Source organism: Caballeronia sp. SBC1 (genome assembly GCF_011493005.1).
Lineage (GTDB): Bacteria > Pseudomonadota > Gammaproteobacteria > Burkholderiales > Burkholderiaceae > Caballeronia.
Genome location: NZ_CP049156.1, coordinates 2,685,972 through 2,707,823, shown reverse-complemented (window position 1 = coordinate 2,707,823; position 21,852 = coordinate 2,685,972). Strand labels below are relative to the sequence as shown.

Genomic DNA, 21,852 nt, shown 5'->3' with positions numbered 1-21,852 from the left:
CTATAAGAGTCACGCCCATGCCGTTTAATTTTCCGATTTTCCTGACGTGGCTGCGAATTGTGCTGATTCCGCTCGTCGTGGGCGTCTTCTATTTGCCGGACGTGATGATGAGCCCGGACCATCGCAACCTGCTTGCAATGGTCATTTTCGTGCTGGCCGCACTGACCGACTGGTTCGACGGCTACCTCGCGCGCAAGCTCAATCAGACATCGGCGTTCGGCGCGTTTCTCGACCCCGTTGCAGACAAGCTCATGGTCACTGCCGCGCTGCTCGTGCTCGTGCAACTGATGCGGCTGAACGCGGTGATTGCGCTGATTATCGTGGGGCGTGAGATCACGATTTCGGCGTTGCGGGAATGGATGGCGCAGATCGGGGCATCGAAGAGCGTGGCGGTGAATTCGCTCGGCAAATTCAAGACTGTCTGCCAGATGGTCGCCATTCCCATGCTGCTGTTCTACGGGCCGCTGAGGATTGCAGGGACGTCGCTCGTTATCGATACGCGTGTGTGGGGGCTCTGGCTGATCTACGTTGCTGCATTCCTCACGGTTTGGTCCATGCTCTATTACATGAAGCTCGCATGGCCGCAGATCCGCGAGCGGGGCGGTATGCTTTGATTCACGTGGAGAGCGTTTAAAAGTGATGGGGCGCATACAAAGCTCTTGACACTAAAGTTTGGCTTCTCCATAATCTCGTTTCTGTCGGGTGCACGCAAAACAACGCGAAGCCTGATGAAGTACAAAAGCAGTAAATTGGCAGAAGAAGTCGGCAAGATGCGGGAGTAGCTCAGCTGGTAGAGCGCAACCTTGCCAAGGTTGAGGTCGCGAGTTCGAGCCTCGTCTCCCGCTCCAGATTCAGAGGTCATTGGCAATGGTAAGCCGGTGGCTGGCAGTAAAGTGCAGGACCATGCGGGAGTAGCTCAGCTGGTAGAGCGCAACCTTGCCAAGGTTGAGGTCGCGAGTTCGAGCCTCGTCTCCCGCTCCAAAGAAAAAAGGGGAAGCCAAGCTTCCCTTTTTGTTTGGTGGACCAGTTCAATATGTTGACGTTGGGTTGGTTTTGCCAGGCACGGATTGCTTCACGTAGCCCCCGCTTCTGGCGCGATAGCAAAGCGGTTATGCAGCGGCCTGCAAAGCCGTTTAGGCCGGTTCGACTCCGGCTCGCGCCTCCAGAGATTCAAAGAAAAAGCCCTGATTATTCAGGGCTTTTTCTTTTTGTGGCTTCCCAGGAAGCGACTCGGACTCAGTGCGCCCCTTAGCGCCCGCGTACCGCTTCAATGAGCGTTCTCCACCGGCTGTTGGCTCGCTTGCGCGCGGCCCAGCGATGATTGGGCAATGCCATAGCGAGCCAAGGCTCGCTATGGCCGACAAATCGTCGAACATGGAAGCGATGCGGCGCCTCAAAAAGATCAAGATACGCGCGTCGATAATGCTCAACCATTGCCGCTTCCTGATAGTAGGTCTCCATCCACTTCCGCGAGGCCGCACCCAGTTCCGCGCGCAGTGCCCGGTCCCACAGCAGTTCACGAAGCGGACCTTCGGCTTCCTCCAGCCGCACATCGATCCAGGGCAATTCAAGAGCGCCCGTCATAGCCCTCAACTGCGACTGAACGCGATTGTCCAGATGACCCAACGTGGGCTTCCCTTGCGACAACGCCTCCAGGCCACTCAAGTGGTAATTCCCGGTCACGCATTCGTCGATGGCAATCGCCGCCCGTTGCTTGGCCCGCAAGCACGCGTCATGCGGCGTATCGATAATCAATTGAAGCTTGCATAAGCCCTTGCGCTCCAGCTTGCGCAGCAGTTTGAGGGTCTGCGGAGCGCCCTTGGTTTCCCAGCGAGTTTTCCACGCAGATGACCGGCCGCTCGGAGAAAACGTGACGATGGGGATACCGTCGGCATCAGCATCCGTGGCGCCATTCGGCGCGGGCAGGTAGCGGGGATCGTTCAGCGGGATCACATTGGGAACCACCCGGGCGAACGGGTAATAGCGCTCGGGACCCTGCGCAATAACGAGTTGCGGCGTTTCCTCGAAAACGATCCGTTCGAGCATCCCGGCATCACCTTTGGCCCAGAGATCCGGGGCCGAATGATATTGCTTGATGATTTTTTTCTCGCCGAATTGCTGATGAAAATTCGGACCGAATGTGTCATCGAACGAGAAGAACTGATGGACGTGAATGACGTCGGCATCGGCAATGACGTCTAGTGCTTGTTGCTGCTGAGTCTTCCAGTCGATATCGACAGCAAAGGTGCGGCTGCGGTACGCGCTGCTATTGAAGACGATATGCCGCGCCTGGACATCGGTGAGCCGATTGAGCGCCGAAACAATGTTGCCGGGACTTCCCGCAACCGGCGTATTGGAAATATGAACGACCTTCATTGCGCGATACCGCGCCAGCTACGCACATACGCCTCCAGCCGCGGACTATTCCTGTTCAAGAGATGCATGAGCCAGCGAGTGCCAGTCGTCCTTTTCGATAATGTCGCTCCCAAGCGCGCTCTGCGCCGAGAGGTTCACCACGCGTATGCCACGACGGCTTAACAGGGGGGCAGCGTGGCGAAACGACGGTTCTATGAAGGAATTAAAATCTCCGTCCAGCGCGCTAGGCTGCATGTTCTCTTTGGTCTCGTAGAAGCGCGGCGTTTGAGCCGCATTCCGCAAATCGAGTCCATGCATGAAGATGGTATTGAATCCAAGGGAGGTGAGCACTTGCAAACCCGTATAGGCCACGGTGTGGCCATCGAATATGCCCCGCCTGATATTGAAGCTGAAACCCAACGGGGGTTCTTCGTCAAACAGTACGAGATCCGTGCTTGCATGCGCAGAAAGGAGTTCGTGTTTCAGTAATGCTCGCTTGCGAGCGGGATATTGAATATCTTCAATCAGAAATATCCGGCAACGGAACTGAGATAGCGGGAAGTATTGCGCGATATACCATAATACTAACGGAGTCGCAAATAATGTCAGCTTTTGCTGAACCACGCGTGCTACCAGGTCAGGGCGCTTTCGGACAAACCCGGCATCCACAATGCAATAATATTCAAATCGAACTGGATGTTTATCTTGTAAAGCGATTGCACCATTTACTCCCATGACGTTATGGAGATCAAGCGCACCATAATCAATATCATTGACCGAGGGACCCGTGGCAATTAGATGGCAATCACCTGTTTGGGATGCGAGCAGATCATCTGGATTCTCCACCAGCAGTTCATGACCTTTAATCGACATCCGCTTCAGAAACCCGCGCGAATCCCGCTCAATAGACACGCCGTGCCACAAGCGCTCATTATGTCGAAACGCACTGGCGTGGGACCAACGATAAACAAGCTTGAAAAACGTGCTGGACCAGCGCTGTGCCGGCTTCGGCCATGCATATTCGTGAACTACCGACATTCCGCTTGTAACGGATTGCGATGGCCTTATTTGGTCTACCGAAATCATAGAGCGCACCACTCCAGAAATGCGACGGGAAAATGAAGCGCCCGACTGAGTGACGGCTAGTCTAATTAAACGTCACTCACCTCGCGTTACAGTCAGCCCCACAACAGTTACACCTTGTTACCAGTTCATTAAGATTCGTTTAATTATTAAGGGAACGATTGTCATGGTTCATCTTGACGGCGAGCTTTTGGCTTAAGCAAACGGCCAGCAATTGGTAAGGCATTTTAATGAGAGCGTAATCGCGGTGTCAGTGAAGGATCGAAGCTGATACGGCACGCGCGCAGCGCATTTGGCTACCCAGTATGAAAGCATTACCTTCGAAGATGTTCATCGCAGCGAGCGCGAAGACATGTTTGGCCGGGCAGACGTCAGCTGGAGTCTCGTCCCGATGAAGCGATAGAGGCAAAAGTGCCGAACGCCGAAGCGTCGGCGCCTCGACCAGGCATCGCCAGCACCGCGAAGTGGCCAGACAAACGCATCGCCAACTCTTTCAGCAGTCGGCCTCAGTGCGCATACGCGCCGTTCCTCTCGCGCGGCATAATTACTGGTTCAGAGCTGCGGCATCTTCATTATCCGGGATGCGTGGCTTGATGAATCCCACCGAAAAAGATCCTGATATGACCGAGCCATTTTCCGATTTCGATTGGTGCTGGAAACCATTCGACGACCTCAGCGCCCTCGACGTCTACGCCATGCTGGCTGCGCGCAGCGAAGTGTTCGTGGTGGAGCAGCAGTGCGTGTACGGAGATGTTGACGGAAAGGATGCCGATGCCTGGCACTTGCTCGTGTATCGGCGTTCGGCGGATACACAGCCTGCGCTCGCCGGTTATTTGCGAGTCCTGCTGCCGAACTCAGCCGGCGGCACGAAAGAAACAGAAGGGTCCGATATCCGTATTGGTCGCGTACTGACCACAGCCAGCTTTCGCGGTATCGGATTAGGCCAGGCGATGCTCGAACGCACGCTGGGTTATATCCGCGAGCAATGGCCTGGCCAGCCGATACGCCTGCACGCACAAGCGCGATTGCAGCGTTTTTATGCGGGCTTTGGCTTCGAGCCAATCTCCGATATTCACGTGGAAGACGACATTCCACACATCTGGATGCGCCGCTTATAGAAGAACCAGAAGAACCGGCGAAAGAAACCGCGGCGTTAAATCGTCACCAACTCCGCTCGCGCCCGCTGCTGGACGAGCCGTTGCCGAGTAGACAACCTCAGCCAGTGGCGCAGCGCGATCAACGCGCCGATCACGCTCATCATCGAGCCGGGAATCCACAGCAGCAAACCGCCAATTTGCTGATCGCGCATCGGGCTGATCCACGTGAATGCGCGGCCGCAGATGGAATAGATCGGATAAAGCTCGTGCGGCGTGAAGAAAATGTACGCGCCGAGCATGATCTGCGGCGGAATGGCGGCGATCACGATCAGGATGCGGCGCCCGGGCGCGAGCCGCGCGGGAGGAGCCGGGCGCGAATCGAGCACGAGCCACCAGAACAGCAGGCCGTCGATCACCATGCTCCAGTTCATGACGCGGTATAGACGCCAATCGAGCATCGCCTTGAAGTGGATCGGCGAAAGCAGCCAGAAGTAGATCAGCCCGACAAACAGCCCCACCGCGACGACCGGATTGAAAATCACCTTGAACAGAATGCGCGCAGGGGCCGTATTGAGCGCAGGCTTGAACCAGCGTTGCCGCCAGGTGAACGGAATGCCGGCCCGCATCGCCGCGCCCGGATATGAGAGCGCAATGAAGAACGGCCCGAGGTGATGCAGCACCAGATGTTGCAGCCGATGCATGAAGAATTCATGCTCGAAGAAGTAGTCGAGCCGGGTATGCAGCGCGACATAGAGCGCGGTCAGGCCGAACCAGAACGACAGGTGCCGCGCGAGCGACACGTGAGCTTTTTTCGCGCCGCGAGCGAACAACACGGCCGCGATCAGCACGGCGATCACGACGGTGGGCGAAGGCTCCCACGGGTCGAGCCAGTAGAGAATCGAGGACATGTTGACTGTGGCGTTAAGCTTTTTATTGAGTTCGGAAAGGACGTCAGAACGAACGTCAGGAAGCGGTCGAGTCGATCACGCGGCGCAAATCGTGCGTGATCGTATCGATGGAGTCGCTCTCGGTGGCGAGCAGACGCGCGTGGCCGTGGCTATCGAAGATATAGACGGCGGAACTATGCGTGACGTCATACGCGCCGGAAGGATCGCGTTTCTCCATCTGGTAAGCCACCCGATACCGCTTGGCAATGCTTTCGATCGCCCCGTCCGTGCCGGTCAGTCCAACCGCGTGCTGCGCGTCGAACGCACGCACGTAGTCATGCAGCGCAGCCGGGGTATCGCGGGCGGGATCGACGGTAATAAACACAATGCGTGTGTTTTTAGCATCGGGCCCTAGTTGCTGCATGACCTGCATCAGCCGTGCCATGGTTTCCGGACACACGTCCGGGCAATGGGTATAGCCGAAGTACACCAGCGTTGTCTGGCCCAGGAACGACTGGCCGGTGACGGGTTTGCCGTTATCGTCGGTGAGCTTGAAGTCCAGGTCGGGCAGATGGCCGCTGACATCGGTCAGCTTCCAGGGTGTTGTATCAGGGCGCGAACACGCAGCAAGGCCGGCGCTCAGGATCAGGCAGGTGACTAGCGCGGCGGATAGCGGGGCGAACCAGCGCTTGGGTTGAAAACTGAACCAGGAAGACATTTTGCAACTCGGACGAGGGTGGGGTGCATCAAGGCGGCAACGCAGACGGACTAGCAAGGCGCCGTCCGTGAAGCCATCCGGGTGCCGACTCTATCTCAGAATAGAAGCTTACGCCGGGCGTACAGCCGCGCCGGTACGTGGCCGAGGCGTTATGCCGCAGGGTCGCCAGTAAGATTGGAAGTTAGTCGAAGCAGGTTTGAAAGCTGTTCGATATGTAGACGTGGCATCGGGTGTTGGGCTTGCCGCGCAAGCGTGCAACGAAGGGTCCAACGCCGCTTTCCCAGACGGGCTTACAAAGCGCGGTAACATGCGCACACTTTTCCGGTCCTTCTCCGGCTGAAAGGCAGATATAGATGCAAAACCTCCCAGACACATTTCCGCTCGCCACGACCGCTTTTTTCTTCGATTTCGACGGCACGCTCGTTGAACTCGCGCCCACGCCGGACGGCGTTACCGTGCAACCGGTCGTACCGGCCATCCTCAGCGCGTTGCGTCGCGCGACCAACGGCGCGGTTGCGATCGTGTCGGGACGAGGGATTGACAGCATCGACTCGTTTCTTTCAATGCCCGACCTGCCCGTGGCAGGTTTGCACGGCGCCGAGCGGCGCGATTCGAATGCGGATGTCCAGCGCGTAGGTTTCAACGACGAGCGCCTGCTGCGCATGGAACACGTGCTCGAAGGCGTGGTGACGGCCAACCCGGGCATGCTGCTGGAGATCAAGGGCGCGGCGTTGGCGCTGCATTATCGCAATGCGCCGGAGCGCGGCGCGGCGGCGCGCGAGGCGACCGAGAAGCTGGTCGCCCAGTACGCCGATGCATACGTGCTGCAGCCCGGCAAGATGGTCTATGAAATTAAGCCGAAGGACGTCGATAAAGGCCGCTCAGTGGTGGCTTTCCTGAATGAGCCGCCGTTCGCGGGACGCCGGCCGGTGTTTATCGGCGATGACCTGACGGACGAGAAAGGCTTCGCGGTGGTGAACGAGCGCAATGGGGTGTCGATCAAGGTCGGTGCCGGCGACACGCTCGCGCATTCGCGCGTGGAATCGGTTGGCGCGCTGCTTGACTGGCTGCAGCGTATTGCAGGTATTGAAGGTTTTAAGGGAACGCGTTCGTGAGCAGGTTGATCATTGTTTCGAACCGTGTCGCGCCGATCTCCGAAGGCGGCCCGGCAGCGGGCGGTCTGGCGGTCGGTGTCTACGACGCGCTCAAGGAAACCGGCGGCATGTGGTTCGGCTGGAGCGGCGACGTGGTCGCGGAGCCGCCGGAGGGCATCACGCTGGAGGAGCGTGGACGGGTGACCTTCGCGACCATCGGCCTGGCGCAACGTGACTATGACCAGTACTACCGCGGCTTTTCGAACGCCACGTTGTGGCCGGCGTTTCACTATCGGCCGGATCTGATCCAGTTCGACCGCGATGAATTCGATGGTTATTGCCGCGTGAACCGCTGGCTCGCGAAGCAACTGGCGCCACTGCTGAAAGCCGACGACGTCATCTGGGTCCACGACTATCACCTGATCCCATTCGCCCAGGCGTTGCGCGATGAGGGCGTGACGAACCGCATCGGCTTTTTCCTGCACATTCCGTTTCCGGCAACGCAGGTTCTGCTTAGCGTGCCGCGCCATCGGATGCTGGTCGAGGCGCTGTGTTCCTTCGACCTGCTCGGTTTCCAGACAGCGCCCGACTTGCGTGCGTTCTGCGATTACATCGAGACGGAAGCGAACGGCTCGGTCGTGCCGGGGATGCGTCTGGCCGGCGAACCGAACGCGGTGAGCGCGTTTGGCAAGACGCTGCGGGCGGCGGCTTATCCGATCGGCGTTTATCCCGACGAGATTGCCTCGCTCGCCAAAGACGGCGAAAGCGGGCGCGAAGTGCAAACCGTCAAGACGACGCTGCACAATCGCAAGCTGATCATGAGCGTCGACCGGCTCGACTATTCGAAGGGACTGGTCGAACGCTTTCGCGCGTTCGAAAAGCTGCTGGAGCACCTTCCGGCGCAGCGCAACAACGTCTCGTTCATACAGATCGCGCCACCCACGCGCGCCGATATGGACACGTATCGCGACATCCGCTTGGCACTCGAAGCGGAATCCGGGCGCATCAACGGGCGGTATGCGGAGCTCGACTGGACACCGATCCGCTATATCCACCGGCAATATGAGCGGCCGGTGCTCGCCGCGTTGTTTCGCGCGTCGCATGTGGGGTTTGTCACGCCGTTACGCGACGGCATGAACCTGGTCGCGAAGGAATATGTGGCGGCGCAGGATCCCGACGATCCCGGCGTGCTGGTCCTGTCGCAATTCGCGGGCGCGGCGCAGGAATTGAACGGCGCGCTGATCGTGAATCCACTCGATATCGACGGCATGGCGGACGCGCTGGCCACGGCCCTCGCAATGTCGCTAAAAGAGCGACAAGCCCGTTACACAGACATGTTCGCCCAGCTTCGCGAGAACAACGTCTCCGTCTGGCGAGACAACTTCATGCGCGATCTGCAGGCGTAAAAAGTCCACAGGCGTAAAAAAGCCGCTTCGGTCTGATGAATCCGAAGCGGCTTCTTTTGTTTATCGCTGGCGCGCTCAGCGGCAGAAAAGCAAACTCAGGTCGATTCAGCCTTTGCCGCAAGTTGTTGCGAGGGCATGGTCGCCGGTGGCAACTTGCCATGCTGCTTGGACAGCAGTTCCCGATACAACCCTGGCCGGTTGCGCAACTGATCCGGCGAACCGTCGTCGATCACCTTGCCGGCGCTCATCACGATAATCCGGTCGAAGCCTTGCAGCGTTGACAACCGGTGTGCAATCGCAATCACCGTACGGCCGACCATCAGCCGGTCGAGCGCCTGCTGAATCGCTTCTTCCGACGAACTATCGAGTGCCGACGTGGCTTCGTCCAGCAGCAGGATGGGCGCGTTTTTCAGGATCGCGCGCGCAATGGCAATGCGCTGACGCTGTCCGCCCGACAATTTCACGCCACGGTCGCCCACGATTGTGTCGAACCCTTCCGGCATTGCTTCGATGAAGTCAGAGCAGCGCGCCTCGCGGGCGGCGGCGAGCACTTCTTCGCGCGACGCGTCCGGCCGGCCGTACGCAATGTTCTCGTACACGGTCCGGTGGAACAGCGAAATGTCCTGCGGCACGAGTGCAATCGACATCCGCAGGCTGTCCTGCGTGATCAGCGAGATATCCTGCCCGTCGACCTTGATGGAGCCGCCCTGCGGTTCGTAAAAGCGTTGCAACAGCGCGAGCACCGTGGATTTCCCGGCGCCCGACTTGCCGATCAGGCCAACACGCTGACCCGGCTCAATGTGCAGGTTGAATTTATCGAGAATCGGCCGGCGGCGCGGGTAGGCGAACGTGACTTCCTCGAAGTCCACCCGTCCGCCTTGCGGCACGAGTTCGGTTGCATCGGACCGGTCGGGCATGCCATGCGGTTCCAGCAGCGTCTGGACGGCTTCTGCCAAACGCGCGACGTGCTGCGTCACATCCACCAGGGCAACCGCCAGATCGCGGGTGCCGTGGAGAATCGTGAAGCCGAGTGAGCTGACCAGCACGATATCGCCCGATGTTGCTCGCCCCTTCGACCACAGCCACAACGCCCAGCCAAGCAATCCAGCCGAGAGAATCGCGGTTACAACGGCGTGGAACAGTCGCAGCTTTTCGAGATACAGCAAGCTTTGCTGACGCGCGACCATTTCGGCCTTGACCGTCGAGCCGAAGCGCTTTTGCTCGCGAAATGTCATACCGAATGCACGCACGAGCGCCATGTTGCCGATCACGTCGACCAGTTCGCCGTCAACAGATGCCGCTTTCGTGGCAAACGTGTGATGCCGTGCGGAGCCGCGTCCAGCGAGCCGGTACAGCACGAACGCAAGAATGGCTGACGCCAGCATCAGGCAGCAGGCCATGAGCGGATTCACCGCCACGATCATCACGATCGCGCCAATCACCGCGATGCACGGCGGCAACACGTTCCACGCCATGGTGTTTTCGGCGGTATAGATTGCGTTCGATGTCGCCGTGATCCTGCTCGCCAGCATGCCCGGCTGTTTCTCGGAGAAGTACGTGGGTGAATGACCGCTGAGGTACGAGAACAGGTCGCGCCGCAGGTCGCCCGTCACGACGACGAACGTATGCGCGCCGACCCAGCCGCCGACCCGCCACAGCATGTTGTCGGCGGCGATCAGGCCGACCAGGATCATGAAGGCGGCCCAGAGCGGGCCAGGATGGCCGCGGCCCTGACCCAGCACGTCGATCAGGTGTTTGATCGCGTACTGCGAGGCGAGCGCGCAGCCGACAGCGGACAGCACGCTCACCAAGACGATGGTGTGCGCGACCGGATGACGGCGGATGTAACGGAACAGGAAGGCCAGCGGGCGACTTGCATAGCTCGCTAGCTTCGCGTTGTGCACGTTACGCTGAGAGACGGTGAGTTGGTCCAATGGTCTTTTTTCGGTCGAGTAGAGCGGTTGAGCGCGATGCTTCGCCGTGGCCGCATGCGCGGCGCGTCTGGCCAGCGAGGCGAAAAGCGTGCAGCACCGATTGCTGAATTGTAGCGAGTGTAGCGAGCCAAATCGTCTCGCATAATGCTTTCCGTGGTGCATATCCATCAGCCAGAGCTGATTTTCGGCAAAAGTGCATTGTCCGAAGCGGGCATCAATGCCCGCTGGAGACGTGTCTTGCACCTTCTTGCACCTTCCACGGTCTGCCCGGTGCTGTTTCGCGGTACCTCGACGTGAAGCGGCTTGAACGGTAACTACGCCCTTGGCAGGGTGAAAGCACGTCGCGGTCCCGCTGCTTGCATAGCGGCGCTAATGGCAAACCCGACGCCAGCCGATACGTCATGGCGTGGCTGGATTTGGAGAGTGTCGGAGCGCTTTGGCATTTGCAGCTCGGCTGCCAGCTTGGCTCCGACTAGTTCGGTCCATGTCGATCAGCGTAGAACAGCCTTGATAAACAAGGGCTTGCAAAGTGTATCGACGGTGTAACAACCTAAATAAGTTGAAATGTAAGATTGGAAACCTTGCAAAAACCGCGATACTTCACCCCGGGTTTCCCCTTAGGCGTTTTGACAGGTTGTTGTAGGTTCCGGTCAACGACTCCGCAGGTCGTGCGTTTATGGCTGGGTGCGTTGCATTTACGAGATGGAATTGATCTTGCTTTGCCTGATCACGCTCTGAAACAGACGCCCGACACCCATAGCAACAGCAACACCCAAGCAAACAGCGAAGCATCGCGATTTTTTCTCGTGCTATCGGCCATTCTGCTGGAGACACCAGCACCGTGCCGAATCCGGGTAGGGCGATTCGCTTGATTTAACGACCGATGCCAAGCGCATCAATTTTGCCTGACATATTTAGGAGTTTCAGACATGCGAATCGCTCAAATCGCGCCTCTTCATGAAGCCGTCCCCCCGAAGTTCTACGGCGGTACGGAGCGCGTGGTGTCCTATCTGACCGAGGCGCTGGTTGAGGCCGGTCACGACGTCACGTTGTTCGCGAGCGGTGATTCGCAAACGTCGGCGAAGCTCGAAGCCTTCTGGCCGCAGGCGCTGCGCCTCGACCCGACCATCCGCGACACGATGGCGCCCCACATGCTGCTGCTGGAAGAAGTCCGCCGCCGCGCTGACGAATTCGATGTGTTGCATTTTCACATCGACTATTACCCGTTCTCGCTGTTCTCGCGCCAGCCGGTGCCGTTCCTGACGACCATGCACGGCCGTCTCGATCTGCCAGAACTGCAGCCAATCTTCAGCACGTTCAACGAAGCGCCGGTCGTGTCGATCTCCGACAACCAGCGTCAGCCGTTGCCGCAAGCCAACTGGCTTTCGACCGTTTATCACGGCCTGCCGGAAAACCTGCTCAAGCCGATCCCGAATGTGCAACCGGGCTACCTCGCGTTCCTCGGCCGAATCTCGCCGGAAAAGCGTGTTGACCGGGCAATCCGGATCGCAGGCGCAGCGGGCATGAAGATCAAGATCGCGGCAAAAATCGACAATGCCGATCGCGCGTATTACGAAGAGCAGATCAAGCCGTTGTTCGCGCTGCCGCACGTGGAATACATTGGCGAGATCAACGAGCAGCAGAAGACCGAATTCCTCGGCAACGCGCACGCGTTGCTGTTCCCGATCGACTGGCCGGAGCCGTTTGGCCTGGTGATGATCGAAGCGATGGCTTGCGGCACGCCGGTGATCGCGTTCAATCGTGGATCGGTGCCGGAAGTGATCGAAAACGGTGTGTCGGGTTTTGTCGTGGAAGACGAACTGAGCGCGATTGCCGCCGTGAAGCGCCTCGACACGTTGCCGCGCGCCAAGGTTCGTCAGGCGTTCGAAACGCGTTTTTCGTCGAAGGTCATGGCCGCGCGCTATGTTCATACGTATGAAGAGCTGCTGCGCGCGAAGCGCCGCACCGTTCTGCGCGAAGTCAACGCGAGCTGATTTTTCCGTTCAATAGTGATCTTGCGGACGTCGCCTGATCGCTAGCTTGCTGATTGAGCGAAAACAACGCCCCGTGCGCCGTCAGGCGCGCGGGGCGTTGTTGTTTTGACACACTGCGGGGTCAAGCTTCACGCGTTATCGTCGGGTTGAGCATGCGGGGCCGATGCCGTTTTCGACATTCTCCCTATAATGTGCGGGCCTCGTGAAATGCAGTGCAGCATTGGATCGAATAGGCGGATCGGTGTGGAAGTCTCTTCAAAATCGCATTGCGCGACGGGGAACTTATCGCACGAACAAGGACAGTCGTGAACAGGAGCGAAGTTTTGGCGAGAACGAAGCAGAGTAGCGCGAGCCCGGCACCCGGTGCTGGCACCGTGTTCGCGCTGCGGGCGATCGGACTCGTGCTGGCCGCGCGCTGGTTGTTCTCGATGTCGCAAATGGGCTATCTCTCTTCATTGCGCGCGATGGCTTCATCGCCGTGGGCCTGCGTCACGCTAGTACTCTTGTTTCTGCTGCTGTTCCTTCCCGGCGCCCGGGCTCGCGCGGAACGCCCGCTCCATCCGCTGCCGCAATGGTTACGGCAAGCCTTGCGGCTGCTCGCGTTGCTGAGTTTTCTGTTCGCGGTGTGGTCGGTCGGGTTCTTCACGTGGACCGCCGGCTGGAAAAACGCCATGCACGCACTGGCTGAAACCAACGGCTGGCTGCTCGTTGCCCCTGCGCTTTATGGCGTGGTGCTGTGGATCTGCCGGCCGCGCGCGCTGTGGCGCACGAATATCGCGGCACGTCGGTTTGCTATCGGCCGCTATGCCATTTCCATCGATACCGCCACGCGCACGGCCGTTGTCTGGGCTGAAAGCCGGAAACTCGGGCAGTACGATGCGCGGGAGTTATCGGTGAAATGGCCTGAGGGGATGATTGAAGCCGTTGGTTTCGATGGTCCCGTCGGCGTGGAAAGTGGTGCCGTTGCTGCCGCCGCCGTCGTGCCGAAGAAGCGCGGTTTGTTCGGCCGGGACGCGCGTCCCAAGATGGAGCTGCTGTGGGATTCGCCCGCTGCCGCCGGACACAACCGCAAAACTGTCTTCCGCGCCGCGCTGGCAAGCGAGGGCGACCGGAAGACGGCACGCGCGCTCGACGCGTCGTTGCGTCAGAGCTCAAGCGTCGGGATTTGAACCCCCGGACGGGCGCTAAGCCTGTCGCGGTCTGGGCTGGCATCGGGTGATCATGCCTGCTTCGAGCAATAATCGGTCGGGAGGCGTTTGATGCTTGGCCCTAGCGTTGCCCGACGACTAAGAGGTGTATGGCATGACACAACGCATTCTTTTGATGAGCAGTTCGCGCAAGGACCAGCTCGGTTATCTGGAGCATGCCGGCGAGCAGATACACGTTCTGTTGAAGCATGAGCCTCGCAAGGTGTTGTTTGTACCGTTCGCGGCCGTTACGTTCAGCTTCGATAGCTACGAAGATCTGGTCAAGCCGGCGTTCCACCGTCTTGGCTATTCGCTGGAATCGATTCATCGCAACGACGACCCGCTTGCAGCGATAGAGCAGGCGGAGGCCATAGCGATCGGAGGCGGCAACACGTTCGCGCTGCTCAAGCGACTCTACGATGCCGGCATTGTCGATGCTGTCCGTGCGAAGGTGATGGCGGGTACACCGTATGTTGGGTGGAGCGCGGGAAGTAATATAGCGTGTCCGACGATCCGTACCACTAATGACATGCCCGTCGTTCAACCGCCTACGCTTCGCGCGCTCGGACTTGTACCGTTTCAGGTCAATCCTCACTTCATCAGCGGTAAGCCTTTAGGGCATAACGGTGAAAGCCGTGAAGAGCGCCTTGCGGAGTTTCTCGCGATCAACGCACCGGAGCAGGTGCTGGCGTTGCCTGAAGGGTCGGCTTTGTATTCGGACGGTACGTATGGCACTGTGCTCGGCGAGCGTCATACGGTGCATTTTCTCGGCGATGGGCGCGTGGAGACCTTGCGCGAAAACGAAACCTTTCCGCTTACGCGCATAAAAGGCCCAGCCGATATGAGTGAGTGGCCTGGGTTCAAAGGTTGATCGCGGAGTCTTGTCGCTAAGGTTCTTGCGCATGCTCGGTGGGAGGGCGCTCGTCCTGCGTTTGCAGAGAGATGTTGAACCGAGTTGACTGACTTCGGGGTAGCAATGCACGTCCCCGGGGCGCTTGATTCGGCCAACTCGACCGGCGGCATGTTGCTGCGTAGTGCCGTCGTAGCTACGATGGCGCTACTGCGGTGGAATCCAATGAGAATCCTCTGCTCTTCATGCGTAATGGACCTTGTCGCGTTACGCGTCCACAACTAACGCTACAAGGTTCAAGCCGCGGCATTTGTCACCCTCAAATCTGCTGATGTGCGCACGCGTATCGAGCCTGAGTTGAAAAAGCGCGCCGAAGCGATGTTGGCCGAAAACGGGCTAACCCTATTCGACGCCATCCGACTGTCTCTTCGCCAAGTCGTCGTTTACGGAGGCCTGCCATTTGACGTCCGCATCTCGAACGACCCACTTTGCACGCGCTTCGCGAGTCACGGGCGATGAAGGGAAAAGCGCGCTTCGACTCCCCACCGGATCTATTTAGCAAACTCAAAGCGGAAACAGGTAAAGCTGTTCCGAGAAAGCGATTTACACGAAGCAGTTTGAGAAAGATTGGGTAAATCTATCGCATTCGAGCCGTTATGACCTGCGAGCACTCAATAACACAATGCAGGTGGTAACTTTTTGAAATCTACGGTTACGCCACCAAGCCGACAACCGCCGCCGGAGTCGTTGAACAAGTCGCGGTTATCGGATCCGGAGGGCGGCGTAGCTGTGTCCATCGCAATTTTTTTCCGTCCAAGCTCTGGGCGCTACGTTTTCTGATGGGCTCGTGTCTTCGTCGCGGGAGGGGCGATTGGGGTGGTGGGCGCGCGTCAAAGCTTGGCTGGGAATCGTCTAGTATCCCTGTCATACGAAGTGAGTCGCATGCACAAAAAGAAAAAGGCTCTCAAGCAAATGCCTGAGAGCCTTTTTCAACGCGATGCAAACTCAACCGCGAAATCCTGGTGGGTGGTACAGGGATTGAACCTGTGACCCCTGCCGTGTGAAGGCAGTGCTCTACCGCTGAGCTAACCACCCGAAGAGCTTTGGATTATGTCAGAGCTTCCCGATTTCGTAAAGCGAATCTTTGAGCACTTCAATAATCGTGTCGTCCGGATCAACCTGAATCACGAACCCGCCGCTACCTCAACCGCGATCACCGTCTCGATCCGCCACACGCTCGTCCCCTTGACCGCTTTGTCGAGATCATCGAGGACAGCGAGATGCGCGCTCAATTCTTCCTCCGATGCCACCAGCACCGGCAACTGCAAATCATCGAGCGCAATACGGGGTGCGTGACCAACGCCTGTTGACTGCGTTTCCCCGAGCATATCGATCACCAGGCTTTCCTGGCCGCGCGTCATCGCCAGATAGACTTCTGCCAGCAATTCCGAGTCGAGCAGGGCGCCATGCAGCGTCCGATGCGCGTTGCTAATACCAAACCGGTCGCACAACGCATCGAGTGAATTGCGCTTGCCGGGGAACATCTGCTTCGCCTGCACCAGTGTGTCGATCACACCGCCGCACACTTCCTTCACGCCAGGCATGCCGACCAGACCGAACTCCACGTCCATGAAACCGACGTCGAATGGCGCGTTGTGAATGATCAGCTCCGCGCCCGCCACGAAATCGCGCAACTCGGCAGCGATATCGGCGAACTTGGGTTTATCGCTGAGGAATTCCGTGGTCAGTCCGTGAACCGCAAGCGCGCCCGGATCGCTGTCGCGTCCCGGATTCACGTAGAAGTGCAGGTTATTGCCGGTGAGCCGTCGATTCACAAGCTCGACGCAGCCAATTTCAATAATACGGTCGCCCGTGCGGGCGTTGAGGCCGGTAGTTTCGGTATCGAGTACGAGTTGGCGCATAGAGATAAGAATTAACCTTCGGCGAGTGAAGTGACGCCGCGATTCGCGAGCGCGTCGGCGCGTTCATTTTCGGGATGGCCCGAATGGCCTTTCACCCAGCGCCATTCAATCTGATGCTGAACAACCAGCGCATCGAGCCGTTTCCACAAATCCGCATTCTTGACGGGCGTTTTCGCGGCTGTCATCCAGTTCTTCTTTTTCCAGCCGTGGATCCATTCGCTGATGCCCTTCTGGACATATTGCGAGTCGGTGTGAATGACCACGCGACACGGCCGCTTGAGCGCTTCGAGCGCCGAAATCACGCCCATGAGTTCCATCCGGTTGTTGGTCGTCGGCGTTTCGCCACCGAACAATTCCTTTTCCTGATCGCCGAAACGCAGGAGTGCGCCCCAGCCACCGGGGCCAGGATTGCCTTTGCAGGCGCCGTCGGTATAAATGTCGATTACTTTGTCTGTGGTGTCTAAGGTCATCAATGCTCGTTGCGTGTATGCGGCGTGGCGACCGGGGCGAGGCCCGGTGCGAGGGCAGGTTTTTTCAGCTTGCGCGGCCCGATCAGGCGCATGCCGCGCACGCGCTTGATGGCCGTGATCATGTAGGCGGCGCCGAAAATGGGCCACCAGCGGTCGCCAGCGGCTTCCATGAACTGATAGCGCGCCAGCCACTGTTCGGTCAGGAGAGGCGGACGATAGCAGCCGAAGCGCCCGCGTTCAAGGTCGAACCCGAGCAGCTTGATCCAGTCCTTGATCCGCGTGAACGCGATCATTTCGTGCGCGGACGGGACAAACGGCTTGCCCGCAACCTTGCCGAGCGATTGCCGTGCTCCCCACAGGCTCAGGGAATTGAAGCCGAGGATGATCAACTGTCCTTCAGGCATCAGCACACGTTCGGCTTCTCTGAGCAACCGGTGCGGGTCGCTCGTGAATTCCAGCGTATGCGGCATGACCAGCAGGTCGACGCTTTGCGCTTCGAACGGCAAGTCGAGCAGATCGCACCACACGGCGCTGCGTCCTTCCGGCGCGTGCAAGCCTCGGCTCGCGGACGGCAGCGACGTCACGCCCGGCCGCGCGTCGGCCAAGACTGGCGGGGGCAGCGTGAAAGGCGCGCTGGCGGCGCTGGCGGTATCAAGCACGAGGCCGCGATACGGCATGCGGTTCTCGCGCAATGCGTCGAGCCCCGGCAGGCCGAGTTGCAGCGCGTGATAGCCGAAAATATCCGACACCACGCGATCAAGCTGTGCCTGCTCCCACTCGAGCACATAGCGGCCAGGCGCGGAAAGTGTCCAGGCGGGCCAGTCTATAATTGTTCGCTCTGACATGTTCGGGTGAGTCGCCTTATGAAAACGCTTGAGTACGTGCCGGTTCCGGCGTTCGAAGACAACTACATCTGGCTGGTGTCGGACGGGCAAAATGCCGTCGTGGTCGATCCTGGCGACGCCGCGCCCGTCGAAGCCTATTTGACGAAACGCGGTTGGCGGCTAACCGCCATTTTACTCACGCACCACCATCACGACCACGTCGGCGGCGTCGCAAAACTGCTCGTTAGCCGATCAGCCGATGGAGAAATCCCGGTGATCGGCCCGGCTGGCGAGGCTATCGAGCATCTGACGCGACGCGTGAAGCAGGGCGATCACGTCAGTATCGCGAGTCCGGCGCTGGAATGCTCGGTTATCGACGTACCGGGGCACACCGCCGGGCACATAGCGTACTTCCAGCCGGGCGATCCACAAGGGACGCCGCATCTCTTTTGCGGCGACACCTTGTTCGCGAGCGGTTGCGGCCGGCTGTTCGAAGGCACGGCGCAACAAATGCTGAGTTCGCTCGATGCGCTCGCCGCACTCCCTGACGCCACGCTGGTTCATTGTGCCCACGAATATACCCTGTCGAATATCCGCTTTGCCCGGGCGGCCGAGCCGGACAACGCCGCGTTGGCGCAATGGCAGAAGGACGCGGAGGGCTTGCGCGCCCGTAACCAGCCGACCATTCCGACTACGCTCCTGCACGAACGAAACGCAAATCCGTTCCTGCGCGTAGGCGAAAAAAGCGTGCAGGCCACGCTTGCCGCTCAGTTCGAGCGCCCGGTGCGGGACCGGCTCGACGCGTTCACGCTGATGCGCGGCTGGAAAGATAAATTTCGCTAACCCTCACTAACCCAGCAACACTTGCGGTTATCTTCATCTGAAACGTTGAAAACCATTGCAGGCCCCGGATTTTGCTGAGTTTTTTGCATTTATATTGACGTGATGAGTGCGCTTCCGTACTATCGGGTCCAAATTTCCAAGCACATTTTTTGGAATCCGAGACGTTCATGCGATTGATTTTAAGCGCGCTCCTCGTCCTGACATTGGCTGCTTGTGCCAGCCAGGGACCGACAGCGACCAACTCCCTTTCTTCACTTCCTTCCGCTCAGAATCAGCAAGCCGTAGCAGACACGATCCGCAAGACTGCCGCCGCCAAGGAAACGATCAACGTCGACAAGACGTCGCTCGATTCACTTAGCGGACCCGACGGCGATTTGTGGGGCCGTATCCGCCGTGGTTTTCAGATTCCCGATTTGCAAAGCGACCTGGTCGACATGCAGGTCAACTGGTACGCGCAACGACCGGATTACGTCGAGCGCATGACTGGGCGCTCGCAAAAATACCTGTATCACATCGTCGAGGAACTCGAGCAGCGGCACATGCCGACCGAACTCGCGTTGCTGCCGTTTATCGAATCGGCCTACAACCCGCAGGCGCTATCGGTCGCGAAGGCCGCGGGCATGTGGCAGTTCGTGCCGGGTACGGGCCGCGACTACAACCTGAAGCAGAACATGTTTCAGGATGAGCGGCGCGACGTGCTCGCGTCTACCAGCGCGGCGCTCGACTATCTTTCGCGCCTCCACGACATGTTCGGCGACTGGGATCTGGCGCTCGCCGCGTATAACTGGGGCGAGGGCAACGTGCAGAAGGCGATCGCCAAGAACGAGGCGATGGGCCTGCCGACGGACTATCAAAGCCTGCGGATGCCGAACGAGACGCGCAACTACGTCCCGAAGCTGCAGGCGGTGAAGAACATTGTCTCCAATCCGCAAATGTACGGGCTGACGCTTCCTGACATCCCGAATCACCCGTATTTCGTGACGGTTACCACGTCGCGCGACATGGACGTGACCATGGCGGCCAAGCTCGCGGGCATGACGGTGGAGGAGTTCCGCTCGCTTAATCCATCGTTTGCGAAGCCGGTGATTCTCGGCGCAACGAGTCCGCAGATTTTGCTGCCCTTCGATAACGCCAGCGCCTTCCAGAAGAACCTGAAGTCGTATTCGGGCCAGTTGTCGTCGTGGACGACCTATACGGTGAGCGAACGGGCAACGCCCGCTGTCATCGCGCAGAAAATTGGCGTGGACGCGGATACGCTGATGTCGGTGAACCGCATTCCAGCCGGCATGCGGTTGAAAGCGGGCTCGACCATCGTGGTGCCGCGCAGCGATGACGACGACGAGGACATCAGCGCCGACGTCGCCGAAAGCGCCATGCTGGCGGTTGAGCCGGACGTTCCCGATACCCGCAAGATGCTGATCCGCGTTCGCCGCGCGCAACCCATGTCGACTTTCGCCGATCGGTACAACGTGTCGATCTCGCAGGTTAAAAGCTGGAACCGGACTCACCGCGATTCCGTATTGCCCGGTCAGTTGATCGTGCTGCACGTGCCGGTCGGGCGCGCTGTCCCGGCAGAACCCGGTCCGGTGCGCGTGGAAACGGTGGCTGCGACCAGCCGGAACAGGGGTGGCGTGACCAAGATCGGCACGCACGTGCCGGAATCGAGGAGCACGGCGCACACGGCGCGTGGCGGTAAGGCCAGTGCCCCGGCCAAGGTGACTCGCGTAACTGAAAAATTCAGCGCGCCGTCCAAAACGGTCAAATCGGTGGCGGTAAAGCCCGCAGCAGTATCGAAAACCACGAAATCAACCAAGTCGACAGATAAAAAGAAGAAGTAATAACCTGTCTGCGCGGTCAAGAATCCCCGCCGTCACCAAGGTGACGGCGTTTTCATTTGGGCGTGCGCGTTAAACTGCCGCTTCATACCTAAACCCCTGCGCTGCACATGACGTCTTCCGTTCGGCTTCGCGTCTTTTTTCTGTTTTCCGCCGGATATTTCGTCTCGTACGTCTTCCGTGGGGTGAATCTCGGCTTCGCTCCCTACATTACGCACGATCTGGGTTTGTCGGGGGCAGATCTCGGCTTGCTCACGTCGTTGTACTTTCTTGGTTTTGCGGCGGCGCAAATTCCCGTGGGCATCTTGCTCGATCGCTTTGGCCCGCGCCGGGCCACTGCGGGAATGCTGTTGTTCGCGGCGCTAGGGATCGGTGTGTTCGGCGCGGCGCACGGCATCGGCGCCATGATGCTGGGGCGGTTGCTGATTGGCGTGGGCGTGTCCGTCTGCATGAGCGCGGCTTTCAAGGCGCTCGCGCAAATCCTGCCCGTGGCACAACTTCCGATGGTCAACGGTCTCGTGATGGCGGTCGGTGGCCTCGGTGGTGTGGTGGTCGGCTCGCCGCTCGCCCTGCTGCTCGGGGTGACCGACTGGCGCAACGTCTGCTACGGTCTCGTCGCGATGACCCTCGCGGTCGCGGCAGCCATCTTTCTTTTTGCACCGGAACATCGAGACGGCGTGCATCGAAAAGCCGACATGCTCACTCAGTTCCAGGGCACGTTGCGCATTCTGCGCAGCGGTGCGTTCTGGAAGATCGCGTCGTTTTCGGTCGCTACACAAGGCGTTTTCTACGCCATGCAGTCGCTATGGATCAGGCCCTACCTTCTCGATGTCATGGGCCTGAGCGCGCAATACGCCGCGGTGCTGGTATCGGTGCTCGGCATCGCGATGATGATCGGCTGTGTTGGTTTTGGCGTGGCGGCGCGCGGTCTGCAGAAACGCGGCGTCACGGTCTACGCGTTTTGCGGCTTCGGCATGGCGCTGTTCGTACTGGTCCAGGTGCTGATGCTCGTGCGTGCGCCGATATCTCCGGCCTTGCTGATCGCTTGTTACGGCGTGTTCGGCGGAACCGGCATTCTGAGCTACGCGGTGATGGCCGAATATTTCCCGACCCACATGATTGGCCGCGCGCACAGCACGCTCACGCTTGTCCTGTTCATCCTGATCTTCGGCTTGCAAGTGGGCATAGGGGCCATGCTGTCCCGCTGGCCGGCCCAAGGTGGCCACTATCCCGCCACGGCGCATCTGAGCGCGTGGGGCGTGTTGATCGCGCTGCAGATCGCCAGCGCCATCTGGTACGTCCTGCCAAGCAGCGTTCTCGAAAAGCGTGGCGGCGTGGCGTCATGATCGTCGC

19 protein-coding genes and 4 tRNA genes are annotated in these 21,852 nt (G+C 59.2%); 14 read left to right on the top strand and 9 right to left on the bottom strand.

Translation table 11 applies throughout. The features are described 5' to 3' along the window. Positions 1-17 precede the first annotated feature (17 nt). The 4 genes from pgsA (at position 18) to SBC1_RS11915 (ending at position 1,165) form a co-directional block, all read left to right on the top strand. Positions 18-614 carry a CDP-diacylglycerol--glycerol-3-phosphate 3-phosphatidyltransferase gene (pgsA, locus tag SBC1_RS11930; protein WP_165092159.1) on the top strand — a complete coding sequence of 199 codons (597 nt, stop codon included), beginning with the start codon at positions 18-20 and terminating at the stop codon, positions 612-614. A gap of 158 nt (positions 615-772) precedes the next feature. After that, positions 773-848: transfer RNA gene (locus SBC1_RS11925), tRNA-Gly, on the top strand. Positions 849-905: 57 nt separating this feature from the next. After that, positions 906-981: transfer RNA gene (locus SBC1_RS11920), tRNA-Gly, on the top strand. Between the two features lie 110 nt (positions 982-1,091). Continuing rightward, positions 1,092-1,165, top strand: a tRNA-Cys gene (locus SBC1_RS11915). An 83-nt stretch (positions 1,166-1,248) separates the two neighbouring features. Here the strand turns inward: SBC1_RS11915 and SBC1_RS11910 are convergent. Then, positions 1,249-2,376, bottom strand: coding sequence for a glycosyltransferase family 4 protein (locus SBC1_RS11910; RefSeq protein WP_165987719.1), 1,128 nt, complete (start codon positions 2,374-2,376; stop codon positions 1,249-1,251). A gap of 45 nt (positions 2,377-2,421) precedes the next feature. Beyond that, entirely contained in the window at positions 2,422-3,441 is a 1,020-nt protein-coding gene (locus SBC1_RS11905; RefSeq protein WP_165092157.1) for a hypothetical protein, read from the bottom strand. A gap of 617 nt (positions 3,442-4,058) precedes the next feature. Here SBC1_RS11905 and SBC1_RS11900 point away from each other — a divergent pair. Next, positions 4,059-4,556 carry a GNAT family N-acetyltransferase gene (locus SBC1_RS11900; protein ID WP_165987717.1) on the top strand — a complete coding sequence of 166 codons (498 nt, stop codon included), beginning with the start codon at positions 4,059-4,061 and terminating at the stop codon, positions 4,554-4,556. A gap of 35 nt (positions 4,557-4,591) precedes the next feature. Here the strand turns inward: SBC1_RS11900 and SBC1_RS11895 are convergent, their stop codons facing one another. Together SBC1_RS11895 and SBC1_RS11890 are read right to left on the bottom strand one after the other, a co-directional pair. Beyond that, positions 4,592-5,443, bottom strand: a complete 852-nt coding sequence (locus SBC1_RS11895) for a cytochrome c oxidase assembly protein (RefSeq protein ID WP_165987715.1) — start codon at positions 5,441-5,443, stop codon at positions 4,592-4,594. Positions 5,444-5,498: 55 nt separating this feature from the next. Then, a complete protein-coding gene (locus tag SBC1_RS11890) occupies positions 5,499-6,140 on the bottom strand; it encodes an SCO family protein (RefSeq protein ID WP_165092154.1) in 642 nt (213 codons plus the stop codon). 353 nt (positions 6,141-6,493) lie between these two features. On the opposite strand from SBC1_RS11890, the gene otsB reads away from it, so the two are divergent. Beyond that, a complete protein-coding gene (gene otsB / locus SBC1_RS11885) occupies positions 6,494-7,255 on the top strand; it encodes a trehalose-phosphatase (protein WP_165092153.1) in 762 nt (253 codons plus the stop codon). Further along, the gene (gene otsA / locus SBC1_RS11880; protein WP_165987713.1) at positions 7,252-8,640 is read left to right on the top strand and encodes an alpha,alpha-trehalose-phosphate synthase (UDP-forming); all 1,389 of its coding nucleotides are present in this window, start codon (positions 7,252-7,254) and stop codon (positions 8,638-8,640) included. The genes otsB and otsA overlap by 4 nt, the downstream gene beginning before the upstream one ends. A gap of 95 nt (positions 8,641-8,735) precedes the next feature. Here the strand turns inward: otsA and SBC1_RS11875 are convergent, their stop codons facing one another. Then, complete coding sequence (locus tag SBC1_RS11875) at positions 8,736-10,574, bottom strand: ABC transporter ATP-binding protein (protein WP_165092151.1); 1,839 nt, start codon at positions 10,572-10,574, stop codon at positions 8,736-8,738. Between the two features lie 929 nt (positions 10,575-11,503). On the opposite strand from SBC1_RS11875, the gene SBC1_RS11870 reads away from it, so the two are divergent. From SBC1_RS11870 to SBC1_RS39805, 4 genes are all read left to right on the top strand, one after another. After that, on the top strand, positions 11,504-12,568 hold the full coding sequence (locus tag SBC1_RS11870; RefSeq protein ID WP_165987711.1) for a glycosyltransferase family 4 protein: 1,065 nt from the start codon (positions 11,504-11,506) through the stop codon (positions 12,566-12,568). 323 nt (positions 12,569-12,891) lie between these two features. Then, positions 12,892-13,737, top strand: coding sequence for a hypothetical protein (locus SBC1_RS11865; protein ID WP_165987709.1), 846 nt, complete (start codon positions 12,892-12,894; stop codon positions 13,735-13,737). Between the two features lie 133 nt (positions 13,738-13,870). Continuing rightward, positions 13,871-14,626, top strand: coding sequence for a dipeptidase PepE (pepE, locus tag SBC1_RS11860; RefSeq protein ID WP_165092148.1), 756 nt, complete (start codon positions 13,871-13,873; stop codon positions 14,624-14,626). 357 nt (positions 14,627-14,983) lie between these two features. Then, positions 14,984-15,124, top strand: coding sequence for a type II toxin-antitoxin system RelB/DinJ family antitoxin (locus tag SBC1_RS39805; protein ID WP_241202110.1), 141 nt, complete (start codon positions 14,984-14,986; stop codon positions 15,122-15,124). 501 nt (positions 15,125-15,625) lie between these two features. Here the strand turns inward: SBC1_RS39805 and SBC1_RS11850 are convergent. From SBC1_RS11850 to SBC1_RS11835, 4 genes are all read right to left on the bottom strand, one after another. Continuing rightward, positions 15,626-15,700: transfer RNA gene (locus SBC1_RS11850), tRNA-Val, on the bottom strand. An 89-nt stretch (positions 15,701-15,789) separates the two neighbouring features. Beyond that, on the bottom strand, positions 15,790-16,527 hold the full coding sequence (gene dnaQ / locus SBC1_RS11845; RefSeq protein ID WP_165092147.1) for a DNA polymerase III subunit epsilon: 738 nt from the start codon (positions 16,525-16,527) through the stop codon (positions 15,790-15,792). Positions 16,528-16,538: 11 nt separating this feature from the next. After that, positions 16,539-16,997: a ribonuclease HI gene (gene rnhA, locus SBC1_RS11840; protein WP_089159174.1), complete on the bottom strand. Its 459-nt coding sequence runs from the start codon at positions 16,995-16,997 to the stop codon at positions 16,539-16,541. Further along, positions 16,997-17,842, bottom strand: a complete 846-nt coding sequence (locus tag SBC1_RS11835; RefSeq protein ID WP_165092146.1) for a class I SAM-dependent methyltransferase — start codon at positions 17,840-17,842, stop codon at positions 16,997-16,999. The genes rnhA and SBC1_RS11835 overlap by 1 nt, the downstream gene beginning before the upstream one ends. 18 nt (positions 17,843-17,860) lie before the next feature. Between SBC1_RS11835 and gloB the strand changes: the two genes are divergently transcribed. The 3 genes from gloB to SBC1_RS11820 all read left to right on the top strand — a co-directional run bounded on the left by gloB (position 17,861) and on the right by SBC1_RS11820 (position 21,845). Continuing rightward, entirely contained in the window at positions 17,861-18,664 is an 804-nt protein-coding gene (gene gloB, locus SBC1_RS11830) for a hydroxyacylglutathione hydrolase (protein WP_165092145.1), read from the top strand. Between the two features lie 167 nt (positions 18,665-18,831). Further along, a complete protein-coding gene (locus SBC1_RS11825; RefSeq protein WP_165987707.1) occupies positions 18,832-20,502 on the top strand; it encodes a transglycosylase SLT domain-containing protein in 1,671 nt (556 codons plus the stop codon). Positions 20,503-20,609: 107 nt separating this feature from the next. Next, the gene (locus SBC1_RS11820; protein ID WP_165987705.1) at positions 20,610-21,845 is read left to right on the top strand and encodes a nitrate/nitrite transporter; all 1,236 of its coding nucleotides are present in this window, start codon (positions 20,610-20,612) and stop codon (positions 21,843-21,845) included. The last annotated feature ends 7 nt before the right edge of the window (positions 21,846-21,852 follow it).